Genomic DNA, 12,128 nt, shown 5'->3' with positions numbered 1-12,128 from the left:
CAGGTCTGGGCGCGTTGTTTATTAGTGTGGGGTGTTGTGTGCGCATATGACAGCAGGATACGCAGCGTTAGAAACATACTTGGAGCCCCTGCAGAGCATATTCGCGGAGGATGGGGTCAATGAGATCTCGATCAACAGGGAATGCGAGGTATGGGTAGAGAACAGGGGCGATATACGGTGTGAGAGGATTGAAAGTCTAACTCTGTCGCATCTAAAAGCACTCGGCAGGTTGGTAGCACAAGCAACCGAGCAGAAATTGAGTGAGGAAACGCCTTTGCTGTCGGCTTCTTTGCCCAACGGCTTCCGCGTGCAGGTGGTGTTTCCCCCCGCTTGCGAGGGTGATAAAGTCGTATTTTCCATAAGAAAGCCATCGACGGTGCAGTTGTCGCTCGATGATTATGAAAAAATGGGTGCGTTCTCCCATGTGGCCCAGCAGGGCCGCAAGGCTATGGACGTAAACAAGCAGCTTAGTGAGCTCCTGGATAGCGGGGATATCAAATCTTTCATAGAGCTTGCGGTGCTGAGCAAAAAAAACATAATCGTCAGTGGAGGTACGTCCACTGGGAAAACTACGTTCACAAACGCGGCGCTGCGGGTCATCCCAAAGGATGAAAGGATAATAACGGTGGAAGACTCTAGAGAAATAGCGCTAGACCACCCCAACAGGGTACATCTATTGGCATCCAAGGGCGGCCAGGGGCGCGCTAAGGTCTCTACACAAGATCTCATAGAGGCCTGCTTGCGTCTTCGTCCAGATAGAATAATTGTGGGGGAGCTCAGGGGGGCTGAGGCGTTTAGCTTTCTCAGAGCCATAAATACCGGGCACCCGGGTTCCATCTCCACCTTGCATGCAGACACGCCTAGAATGGCTGTAGAGCAGCTGAAACTTATGGTAATGCAAGCGAGTCTAGGGTTGCCGCCAGACCAAATAGTAAGTTACATTACCAACATAGTAGACGTAATTATACAGCTGAAAAGGGAGTCTGGAGGGGTGCGGCACGTCGCGGAGATTATGTTCACTAAATGTTCACAAGGCAATGATTAAGCTTGGTGTAAAATTGCCTACGGCCGGGGTCTCCTTATTGTTAAGCCATGCACAGTAGCTCTAATCACATACGTAACATTTTGGTGTTCTTCTTCGGGATGTTTTTCCTCCTGGAGTTCTGTTTTTACATCTCGGGGGCACTTTTTGTTCTTTCAATGTGGGGTCTTGAGTACCTGGATTTCAACGCTTTGAACCCCAGTATATCAGACTTCCCCATGAGGTTATGGCCAACAATTTTCAATTACATCCACGGGTGGTGGGCCGACCCCAAGTTATATGGGGTGTCTAATTCGCTGAAGTTGTGGCTATCCTTCGCGGCACCGTTGTGTATAGTGGGCACTGTCTTTTGGAATCTGCGGCACATTCTCCTGGAGTGGCGGCCGTTTCGAAAGAAAGAGGCCTTGCATGGTGATTCCAGATGGGCGTCGGAGCGCGATATACGTAAAATTGGCCTCAGAAGCAGGAAGGGTTTGCTGCTTGGAAAAGACCAAAGGGGGTATTTAGTAGCAGACGGCTATCAGCACGCATTGCTTTTTGCGCCTACAGGGTCAGGTAAAGGTGTGGGGTTTGTAATACCCAATCTTCTGTTCTGGGAAGACTCGCTCGTGGTGCATGACATCAAGCTGGAGAACTACGACATCACGAGTGGGTGGCGCAAGAAGATCGGGCAAGAAGTTTACGTGTGGAACCCGGCACAGCCCGACGGCGTTAGCCACTGTTATAACCCTCTAGACTGGATTAGCAAAAAGCCCGGCCAAATGGTGGATGACGTGCAAAAAATTGCGAACCTCATCATGCCTGAGCAAGATTTCTGGTACAACGAGGCGCGGAGTCTTTTCGTCGGCGTTGTTTTGTATCTGCTTGCAGTGCCGGAAAAGGTCAAATCATTTGGTGAAGTCGTGCGCACAATGCGCAGTGACGATGTGGTTTATAACCTGGCCGTGGTTTTGGATACCATAGGGAAAAAAATCCATCCAGTAGCATATATGAACATTGCGGCCTTCCTCCAGAAGGCCGATAAGGAGCGGTCAGGTGTGGTCTCAACAATGAACTCATCCCTGGAACTGTGGGCCAACCCCTTGATTGACACTGCAACCGCGTCTAGTGACTTCAACATTCAGGAGTTCAAGAAGAAGAAGATCACAGTATACGTGGGCCTCACCCCAGATAACCTGACCAGGCTCAGGCCTCTGATGCAGGTGTTTTATCAGCAGGCGACCGAGTTTTTGTGTAGGGCGTTGCCATCGGACGATGAGCCCTATGGGGTGTTGTTTATGATGGATGAGTTCCCCACGCTAGGAAAAATGGAGCAATTCCAAACCGGTATCGCGTACTTCCGCGGCTATAGAGTTAGGCTGTTCTTGATAATACAAGATACCGAGCAGCTGAAGGGTATATACGAAGAGGCGGGTATGAACTCCTTCCTCTCAAACTCTACTTATAGGATCACATTTGCGGCAAATAATATTGAAACTGCAAACTTGATTTCTCAGCTCATAGGTAACAAAACCGTGAGTCAGGAATCGCTGAATAGGCCGAAATTTTTGGATTTGAATCCTGCATCGCGTTCTCTGCACATTTCAGATACTCAACGGGCGCTGTTGCTTCCACAGGAAGTGATCATGCTACCGAAAGATGAGCAGATTTTATTGATCGAATCTACGTATCCGATCAAATCGAAAAAGATTAAGTACTATGAGGATAAGTTCTTCACTAAGAAGCTACTCAAGAGCACTTTTGTCCCGACGCAGGAACCTTATGATCCAGATGCGGCACGGGGAGGAGTGGACACAGTCGCTGAGGATGTGCCTACATCTGAAGAAGGAGAGCAGCAGGCTGCCATTGCTCATGAAGAAAGCGCTCAGGAGGCGCAGCAACCCCAAGAACAACACGGTGATGAGGCTGGGTACGACGAATTCGGAGATTATCCACAAGACTATGACTACAGCTCAGAAGATGATGAGTACATGGAAGGTCTGGATGACATAGAAGGAGAGGATGTACCACTAAACGGAGAAGGCCTGGACGATATAGGTGACGAAGACAGCTACCCGGAAGATCACGTTAGCGACGAAGGACATCCGGAAGAGGATGAACTCTCTGCGTATAAAGAAGAGCCCACCGATAGTGAGCTGCAAGATGCCGAAGATGGGTATGGTGGCGGAGATGAAGAGCCGTATTACGAGGAAAATGACGGTGGTGAGCCGTATGAGGCAGATGAAATACGCGGTTCAGAAGGCGGGGTCACTGACGTGTATCCGGAGGAGGATGAACCCCTAGCATATGAAGAGGAGCCCACTGATGGTGAGCTGCAAGATGCCGAAGACGAGTATGGCAGCGGAGATGAAGAGCCGTATTATGAAGAAAGTGGCGGCGATGAGCCGTACGGGGAAGACGAAACATACGATGACGAAGATACACAACCCCCCCGTCGCGACGGCAAGCAGCGTGATGATGACAACCCGTAATGAGCTCTATAGGCCAGGCTAGATCCTCCTCACTCAAAGAACTGAAGTTCAGGCTAAACATTGAGGACAACGACTATAACATTAAGCTCAACAACCTCAAAGGATTCATAGAGAAGGGAAATAAGGTTAAGGTGTCTATAAGGTTTGTGGGACGTGAGCTTCAGTATAAGGAAGTGGGGTTAGGTATTCTAGATCGTTTAGTGAATGATACTGAAGGAGTTGCTAGACCAGAGTCTTCTCCTAGAATGGATGGAAATGTGATGAGTATGGTCTTTGGTAGTAAGGGGAGTGGTTCTTCCTCTTCTTCATTGCAGTAGTGTGTGTACTACATCCTATCGTTATATATTTACTATATATAACTACGTGTTCATCATATCTCTTAGTTCCTTCCCTACTGCCTCTATAGGATGCTTCTCTAGTTCTTTATAGTATGTACTAAGAGTGTGTTGTAGATTAGGTTCTTTGCTGAGCTTCTTGAAGAATTCTCTGCTTTGGATCTCTGCTAGCGTTTCCCTCATACTTTGCTTCACCCTGCCATCTATAATCCTATCTCCAGTAATACTGGCACCATATCCCGCAACACTAGAGACATTGCTCAAGCAACCGTATATCCCCTTCCTGTGCATCAGATCAGCTATTAGCTTCACCTCATATACACAACCCAAGTATGCTACCTCTGGTGAGATTCCAGATTCAACCATAACCTCAAAAGCGCACTTGATGAGTGATGGTATCCCTCCACATAAGACTACTTGTTCAGAAAATAGGTTTGCTTCTACTTCTTGCTTGAAGGTAGTACCTATGATCAGCTTTCCGAGCATCACCGCCGCTGCATAGGCATCTGATACCGCCTTCGCTGTGCCACTGCAGTCATTCATAACCGCAGTGAAGCACACAACTCCATTGCCCTCCAGATATTGGTTCCGTACCTCTGTGCCTACTGACTTTGGCGATACCATACACACGTCAACGTATCCCGGCAACTCAACCAGGCCATATAGTATGCTCAGCCCATGTGCAAATATGATTGCCTGCCCAGGCTTCAAATATGGAAATAGCGTCTCTTTACATATCTCCCGGTGTGCCTCATCAGGTGCTAGCATCACTATGACGTCAGCATGTTTTGCTGAGGAGCCTGAAGTATCAACTTCAAACCCGTCCCCCCTTGCTAAATCTATACTCCTTGATCCTGCATGGAGGATAATCGTTATATCTCTAATTCCGCTATCGCGCAGATTCATCGCCTGGGCCTTGCCCTGGGAACCATAGCCAACAATGCAAAACTTCTTTCCGCTCAGGCAGCTACAATCACTATGTTGGTATATCTCCATCTAAACACCTCCCTCGACGAGAGGGCACATACGCGTACCAACAACACGCAGGCGGTTGCGGCGCCTGCAGTATTTGCTCTTTCGACAACAGTCAAGTATCATAAGGGTTTTAGCGGCTTAGCTTCATGACCCATTTTGTAACAGACAGGTGCATCCGGTGCAAGTATACAGACTGCGTTGAGGTGTGCCCTGTGGACTGCTTTTATGAGGGGGAGAACATGCTGGTAATCGACCCGGACCAGTGCATAGACTGCGGTGTTTGCGTACCGGAATGCCCTGTGGATGCCATAGTCAGCGACGAGTTCATAGAAGATATCATATCGTGTGATGATAGCGCGCTGAATGAGCGGCAACAGAGCTTGAAGGCTTTTCACAAAATAAACGCAGAATTTTCTAAAAAATGGAAAAACATCACAGCCTCAAAACCACCTATGGAGGAGGCGGAGAGGTATAAGGATGACTTAAACAAGGCGCAGTACTTCAAAGAAAACACTTGAGGCCAGGCTTCTTGAACTACCTTACGATGCGCGCATCATCGCTTCGATCGGTTTCCTTGCGCCGGAGATTATTTCCTCACTCATCGTCACTTCGGGTTGCTCATCCATAATACACTTGTAGAGCTTTTCTAAAGTATTTAGCCGCATGTATGGGCACTTGCTGCATGATTCACAGCCCTTGGCAGAATTAACTACATAAAACTCACTCCCCGGGGACGCTTTTTTCATTTGGTACACCAACCCTTCTTCAGTCAATACAATGAACTTAGACCCAGCATGAGCGGCAGCGTAGCGCAATAAGTGTGTGGTGGAGCCTATGCAGTGCGCATATTTTAGCAAATTACCAGGGCATTCCGGATGTGCAATAATGTGGGCGTCTTTATGCCTCACAGACAGGTCAACAAGGCTGGCTTCGGAAAAGTTTTCGTGCACAACACAACTTCCATGCCACAAGAGCATATCCCTGCCCGTTTTCTGTTTGAGAAATTCTCCCAAAAACCTGTCAGGAGCGAACAATACTTTTTGGTCTTTGGGTATGCTGTTAATTATCTTAACGGCGTTGGAAGAGGTGCATATTATGTCTGAGTAGCATTTCACTTCCGCGGAAGAATTGATATACGTAATTGCAAAGTGGTCCTCATGTGCACGCCGGAAATTTTTAAAGTCTTCCCCTCTACAAGATTCTGCCAACGAGCATCCGGCATTGAGGTCTGGCATTATAACCCTTTTACCGGGATTTAGAATTTTGGCAACCTCTGCCATGAAGAACACGCCACAAAAGACGATGATCTCCGCATCTGTTGATGCTGCCCTCTTTGACAGCTCAAGGGAATCCCCAACAAAATCTGCGGTTTCTTGGACTTCATCATCCTGATAGTAGTGGGCCAGAATGATCGCGTTTTTTTTCTTCGCAATGTCCCTGATTTCGCGTGACAAATCGCGACAGTCGCTAAGCATGACGGCAAATACGCTAGACACAGACGTTAGCGCTATGATATCAGCAAAATCGTTTTTTGATAACTAAATAAGCTATATTCCAGGAGCTTATTACCATCCCATTCTGCGAGAAGAGGTCGCTATACACACGGCACACATCTGCAATACTTACCCCAGAAGTTTCAGCTGCACCACGGTGAGACTGCGCGCCAATCTTGGCAATTGAGTTCAGCAATCGCATGCACGTCTTGTGATGCAGTGTATATTTTTTGCACTGCACATATTCAATGGTGGCCCCCAGCGTGGGGACAAGCTTTTCAAAAAACGCAACGTCATGAAATTCAAATTTTCTCTTCCGGCCCATTAACCTTTCACAAACTGCAAGCTCCTCCAAGGTTCCTTGTACGGGAACGCTGATAAACAACCCCTGCCCAGTTTCATTGAGAACTCTCAGCATGCTTCGCAGACAGGCACTAATATTGTAAGCCCAGTGTATAGCCATGGATGACGTTACCACATCGAAAAAACCGTCGGGGAACGGCATGTTTTCCATGTCGCAACTTACGGTAATGCCGCGAATTTTCTTGTTGGCAATGTTACACATTTCTTGGGAGGCGTCTACCTGAGAAAGCTCGCAACGGTTGCCGATTATGGCGCCTACGTGCCCGGTGCCGCAGCCAACGTCGAGCACTTTCTTTCCATCAACACCGTGCACAAGTGCGCATAGCTCCCCCGCAATATTGCGCTGGAAGGCGGAGTATTCGTCGTAAGAACTTGCTGCTTTGTCAAATGCGCCTCTCACTCCCTTAATGCAGGTGCTACCACAAGACATGTATATGCGACACAAAACCACCAAAACCAAGATTTTAAACCTTATTGTCAGAACACATAATACCCAAAATTGCTTCCGGAACGTGGGCCGGGCGTATTAGCATGCGGTATACCCAATGAGCCACAGCTAAATATGAGGGAGTCCTTCAATCTTTTCGGTAGAAACAGCGGCACAAGCGTGTCTTCAGCTTTTTTAGAATGTCGCGGAGAAGCTGTGTGGGGTGACCGCAACTATGCAAGTTTTGCTAGAAACGGGTACATCAAAAACGTTATCGCTTTTCGGTCGATCCATATGGTGGCATCCGCCGCAGGATCTGTAAACATCACGTTGCACAAAACCACTAAAAGCGGCGTTTTTCAAATCTTCAACCATCCCATCCTGAAATTGTTATCGCGTCCCAACTGTATTATGACAAGGGCCGAGCTGATCGAAGGAATAGTGACGTACAGGTTGATTAGCGGCAATTCGTACGTCCTATCCGTAGAAAGTAGGGACATGCTCCCGAAAGAATTACACCTACTGAGGCCCGATAGGGTAGAAATTGTTACCAAAGCAGGTGGGAATGCCGTAGCATACCGCTATAGCGTGAACGGACATGTGTACGAGTTTCAGGTGGACCGCGCCACCAACCGCCATGATTTGTTACACCTGAAGAACTTTCACCCCTTAAATGATTGGTACGGATTATCGACGATCGAAGCCGCATCTTACAGCATTGACCAGCATAATCAGGCCGGCACCTGGAACCAGGCAATGCTGCAGAACGGAGCCCGCCCCAGTGGTGCCCTGGTCGTGAAAACTAAAAACGAGAAAAATAGCACCCTGACACAGGAGCAGTATCAAAGATTGAAGGCCCAGATTGAAGACTTTTACACAGGGCCAAGGAACTCCGGTAGACCTATTTTGCTCGAAGGTGGGTTAGAATGGCGAGAAATGAGCCTGTCCCCAAAGGACATGGATTTCATTGAATCGAAAAATGTTTCCGCCCGGGAGATCGCCCTGGCTTTTGGTGTTCCCCCTCAATTGCTAGGCATCCCGGGAGACAACACTTACAGCAACCTTTCAGAAGCTAGGCTTGCGTTATGGGAGCAGACGATCATCCCGCATTTGGAGAGTATTATCGCACATCTCAACTCATGGTTGGTGCCGAGGTTTGGTAGCAACATGTTTCTGTCTTACGATAAGGAATCTATCTGCGCGCTGACTGAAAAAAGGCAACGGTTATGGCAGTATGTACAAAATGCAACGTTCATGACCGTAAACGAAAAAAGAGCCGCTTTCGGCTTGCCCCCGATCGAGGGAGGCAACTCCCTTGAGGCTCAAAAGTAGTGTTATACAAGCGGGATTTTATATGATCAAAAACCTCAGTAGGCAAGAACAGGGAAAGTTTAGGGGCTATGCCAGCGTTTTTAACAGAATAGATGCCCACAACGACGTCATAAAACCAGGGGCATTTGTGGAGTCCCTGCAAAAGAGAAAAGTGGCCCTACTATGGCAACATAGCATTAAGGACCCTATTGGGAAAATACTAGACGCTAGGGAAGACTCCTTTGGTTTGTTGGTGGTTGCAAAGCTAAACCTGGGGCTTCGGCTGGCACGGGAGGTCTACGCCCTAATAACAGACGGCAGCGTAAATGCCCTATCCATAGGGTATAAGGTTGTGCGGTCAAGAAGAGATAGCAAATCCGGCGTTAGGATGATCTCCAAAATAGACCTCTGGGAAGTCAGCGTGGTTACATTCCCAGCAAACGAAATGGCAAAAATAAGCACAGTGAAAGCTCTGCGCGCCCCTATAGCGGCCGCAGGCCGCCTTTTCCTTACCGGTTTCTGAGAACCTTACTCAGATCAATCACCACCCTATATATGCATCGATTGTCTACTTCCTTAATCAGGAATGATGCACCACTTTTGTGATTAAAAACCTCATCCACAACCGGCACCCTACCCACCATAGCGAGTATAAGCCCTCCGACTGTTACGTACTCTTCTTCCTCGGAATCTTTAAGTGAGATACCGAGCGACTGCTCCAGGGTGCGGACCAGCACTCTTGCATTCACCTCGATTTTATCGTTGGAAATATTTACAATATCGGGGATTGAGGGAACATCATGCTCATCTTCTATATCGCCGACAATTTCCTCAATTATATCAGCCATCGTAACCAGCCCGTCGGTGCTTCCATACTCATCTAGCACAATTGCCATGTGCACACGGGAGGACTGCATCTTCACAAAAAGGTTCACGGCCTTCATCGAGTGCGGAACGTACATCACATTGTGTATTATGCTCTTCACGTTGAAGTCCAAACCCTCTTTCGAGGTGATGTCCTTAATGTGAATAAATCCGACGATGTTATCGATATTGTCTTTATACACCGGCACCCTGGTATGCTGGCTCCTCAGCACCTTAGTGAGTAGGTCACTATCATCAATCCCCAGTGCGAGTATTTCAGACCTTTGCACCATGATGTCTTTCACTGAACATTCATCCAACCTGACTAGGTTGTTCATTATGTGTGAGCTACCAAAATGTAGTACATTTTCTGCCATTATCCTGTTTTTTACAAAATCTTTGAATCCGGGAAGCTTCTCCAGGATAAAAGAATAGAAGAAAGACCTCATACCACCCTGCGTGGGACTATCACCCCCCACACCGTCCTCAGAAACCCCACTACCCATTATTAACGAAAACCACATCACCTATATAGAGCCCCAGAGTATACTCAGCAAAGCCCCATCTTTCTATATCAAAGTTATTTACATAACTCTGTTGATAAGTGTGTAAACCACAAGTGAATAAAAGATACTAACAAAATAACACAGAGTTATACACAGAGTTTTGAGAAATAAGGTGAATTTTTGCGGCCCAAAAGCCTTTACATACCAAGCAGTTATCAACACAATTCACATATATTTTATAAACATAAATTCATGCACAAAATCAGGTACTTATCTACTTTACTAACAAATTTATCCACAAAACTGCAACCTGGCTCCCGTGCAGAATTTTGCGCAATTTACAGTTATTCACACAATCAACAGGTATAAATAAACTATAGTTATATATAAGGAAGATTATTTATGTTTAATTCAAAAAAACAAAGTAGAGTACTCGAACGAGTTCTAACCAAAAAGGAGAGACAGGAAAAAATCCCAATATGGTTCATGAGACAGGCTGGAAGATACCTACCTGAGTACCACAAGGTTATGGACAACTTTCAAAACTTTCTAGACGCCTGCTACACCCCGGAAGTTGTTGAGGAGATAACCCTACAGCCGGTCAAAAGGTTTGATATAGACGCAGCAATAATATTTTCCGACATAATGGTTGTCCTAGATGCCTTGGGTTACGAAGTAAGCTTCATCAGAGGACAAGGACCAAAAATAGGAAATATCATACATCAGTACTCAACCACTGAATCCATAGCAAAGCTTCAACCAGTATTTGAAGGAATTCGTAAGGTACGAAAGTCTTTAGACAGTGACAAAACCCTAATAGGATTTGCCGGATCGCCATGGACACTACTTACATATGTCTTAGGTAAAGAAAATAACTTTTTAAAAATCAGGAAGGATATTTGTCTGGAAACTGTACATAAACACACCAAAAACAAGGTGACGGAGCTAGTTAACAGAATTACTGACCTGACATCCCACTACCTAGCGAAACAAATCGAGAGTGGGGTCGATGTTATTCAACTATTCGATAGTAGTGCAAGTTTACTTCCGGTAGAAATCTTCGAGGAATACGTTATCACCCCAACAAAGAAGATAGTAGACTTTGTACGTGTTAGGCATCCAAACTTTCCTATTATTGGATTCCCTATGGGCGCGGGTGTGATGTATAAGACATATTTGGAAAAAACTGGAATATCCGCTATTAGTGTTGACTACAGCATACCAACTTCATGGATAAAAGAACACCTCGATGGTGTAATACAAGGGAATCTAGACCCATCTCTATTGGCATACAACCAAAAAGCATCAGACAGCCAATCTATGAAAATAGTGGAGGAGTTGGGAGATAAACCACTTATTTTTAACTTAGGGCACGGCATCCTACCAGAAACCCCAATACAACATGTAGAAAGTCTTATTAGATCAGTAAGGAAGGCCTCTTGAATTCGAATAATCTTGACATATACTCTCATTAGTCTGTAACTTCCAGTTACTTTTACTACTAAAACTCAGATGAAGAAGCACGACCACCATATACTTTCACAAAGTCCGTGGCCGATTCTTCTCTCTTTATGCTCTTTTCTCTCTGCATTTGGGTTAGTAAAATTTATACACGGCGGCTCCTATTGGACGGTATTTTTCCCAATAGGAGTGCTTCTAACCATAACGGTGTTATACAAGTGGTGGTTTGACGTCATCGACGAGGCTAATAAGGATAACTGTTTCACGGAAGTTGTTAAACGCGGGTTGAGGCTCGGCCTTGCAGTTATGATACTTTCAGAGACTATGTTCTTTTTTGCCTTTTTTTGGTCTTTTTTTAAGGCTTGGCTTTTTCCGGTTTATAATCTGATAGATTTTTCAGAGAAGATAAACACCTCTTGGCCGCCAAAAGGGATAAAAACTGTCGATCCATGGTCCATACCTTTCTTTAACACTATAACTCTTCTACTTTCCGGCTTTGCAGTTACATGGTCTCACCATTTTCTCTTAGAGGGAGATATGAAATCTTCCTCTCGGATGCTGTTATTTACGATTATTCTCGGAATTGTTTTTTCGTCTTTTCAATGTATCGAATATACACACATAGATTTTCCGTTTAAGGGGGTTGGTGAAGGGGCTATATATTCCTCTAATTTTTATATGGCAACTGGGTTTCATGGAATACACGTATTATTAGGGATAGTTTTTTTATTCGTTTGTTGGGTAAGAATGAAAAGGGGTAAGGTTTCCCCTGATTGCCACATTGGTTTTGAATGCGCCGCCTGGTATTGGCATTTTGTAGATGTAATTTGGCTGTTTTTATTTCTTTTTATGTACGTTATTAGCTCATGATTTTTTACAG

12 protein-coding genes are annotated in these 12,128 nt (G+C 45.9%); 8 read left to right on the top strand and 4 right to left on the bottom strand.

All coding sequences use genetic code 11. From position 1 onward, the window contains the following. The first annotated feature begins 46 nt into the window (after positions 1-46). Genes virB11 through infC form a run of 3 tightly spaced genes read left to right on the top strand, consistent with a single transcriptional unit; the run spans position 47 to position 3,830 of the window. Complete coding sequence (gene virB11 / locus AMF_RS09940) at positions 47-1,045, top strand: P-type DNA transfer ATPase VirB11 (protein ID WP_035017591.1); 999 nt, start codon at positions 47-49, stop codon at positions 1,043-1,045. 47 nt (positions 1,046-1,092) lie between these two features. After that, positions 1,093-3,513, top strand: coding sequence for a type IV secretory system conjugative DNA transfer family protein (locus AMF_RS09935; protein ID WP_011114675.1), 2,421 nt, complete (start codon positions 1,093-1,095; stop codon positions 3,511-3,513). Beyond that, positions 3,513-3,830: a translation initiation factor IF-3 gene (gene infC / locus AMF_RS09930; RefSeq protein ID WP_010269027.1), complete on the top strand. Its 318-nt coding sequence runs from the start codon at positions 3,513-3,515 to the stop codon at positions 3,828-3,830. Before AMF_RS09935 ends, infC begins: the two co-directional genes overlap by 1 nt. Positions 3,831-3,872: 42 nt before the next feature. On the opposite strand, the gene ilvC is transcribed toward infC, so the two are convergent. Then, on the bottom strand, positions 3,873-4,844 hold the full coding sequence (ilvC, locus tag AMF_RS09925; RefSeq protein ID WP_010266547.1) for a ketol-acid reductoisomerase: 972 nt from the start codon (positions 4,842-4,844) through the stop codon (positions 3,873-3,875). Positions 4,845-4,969: 125 nt separating this feature from the next. On the opposite strand from ilvC, the gene AMF_RS09920 reads away from it, so the two are divergent. Continuing rightward, positions 4,970-5,341: a ferredoxin family protein gene (locus AMF_RS09920; protein ID WP_010266543.1), complete on the top strand. Its 372-nt coding sequence runs from the start codon at positions 4,970-4,972 to the stop codon at positions 5,339-5,341. A 21-nt stretch (positions 5,342-5,362) separates the two neighbouring features. On the opposite strand, the gene nadA is transcribed toward AMF_RS09920, so the two are convergent. Beyond that, complete coding sequence (gene nadA / locus AMF_RS09915) at positions 5,363-6,298, bottom strand: quinolinate synthase NadA (RefSeq protein ID WP_010269024.1); 936 nt, start codon at positions 6,296-6,298, stop codon at positions 5,363-5,365. A 40-nt stretch (positions 6,299-6,338) separates the two neighbouring features. Continuing rightward, on the bottom strand, positions 6,339-7,109 hold the full coding sequence (locus AMF_RS09910) for a methyltransferase domain-containing protein (protein WP_010269021.1): 771 nt from the start codon (positions 7,107-7,109) through the stop codon (positions 6,339-6,341). A gap of 132 nt (positions 7,110-7,241) precedes the next feature. On the opposite strand from AMF_RS09910, the gene AMF_RS09905 reads away from it, so the two are divergent. Together AMF_RS09905 and AMF_RS09900 are read left to right on the top strand one after the other, a co-directional pair. Then, positions 7,242-8,438 (top strand): phage portal protein, encoded by a 1,197-nt coding sequence (locus tag AMF_RS09905; RefSeq protein ID WP_011114670.1) that lies wholly within the window; start codon positions 7,242-7,244, stop codon positions 8,436-8,438. 22 nt (positions 8,439-8,460) lie between these two features. After that, a complete protein-coding gene (locus tag AMF_RS09900) occupies positions 8,461-8,940 on the top strand; it encodes an HK97 family phage prohead protease (RefSeq protein ID WP_010269013.1) in 480 nt (159 codons plus the stop codon). On the opposite strand, the gene AMF_RS09895 is transcribed toward AMF_RS09900, so the two are convergent. After that, positions 8,927-9,787 (bottom strand): hemolysin family protein, encoded by an 861-nt coding sequence (locus AMF_RS09895; protein WP_010266523.1) that lies wholly within the window; start codon positions 9,785-9,787, stop codon positions 8,927-8,929. The genes AMF_RS09900 and AMF_RS09895 overlap by 14 nt on opposite strands. A 402-nt stretch (positions 9,788-10,189) precedes the next feature. Between AMF_RS09895 and hemE the strand changes: the two genes are divergently transcribed. Both hemE and AMF_RS09885 read left to right on the top strand, forming a co-directional pair. Then, on the top strand, positions 10,190-11,230 hold the full coding sequence (gene hemE / locus AMF_RS09890) for a uroporphyrinogen decarboxylase (protein WP_010269010.1): 1,041 nt from the start codon (positions 10,190-10,192) through the stop codon (positions 11,228-11,230). A gap of 69 nt (positions 11,231-11,299) precedes the next feature. Then, the gene (locus AMF_RS09885; RefSeq protein ID WP_010269005.1) at positions 11,300-12,118 is read left to right on the top strand and encodes a cytochrome c oxidase subunit 3; all 819 of its coding nucleotides are present in this window, start codon (positions 11,300-11,302) and stop codon (positions 12,116-12,118) included. The last annotated feature ends 10 nt before the right edge of the window (positions 12,119-12,128 follow it).

Origin of the sequence: Anaplasma marginale str. Florida (genome assembly GCF_000020305.1) — a bacterium.
GTDB classification, from domain to species: Bacteria; Pseudomonadota; Alphaproteobacteria; order Rickettsiales; family Anaplasmataceae; genus Anaplasma; species Anaplasma marginale.
The sequence above is the reverse complement of the archived record's forward strand: the minus strand, read 5'-3'. Positions and strand labels throughout refer to the sequence as shown.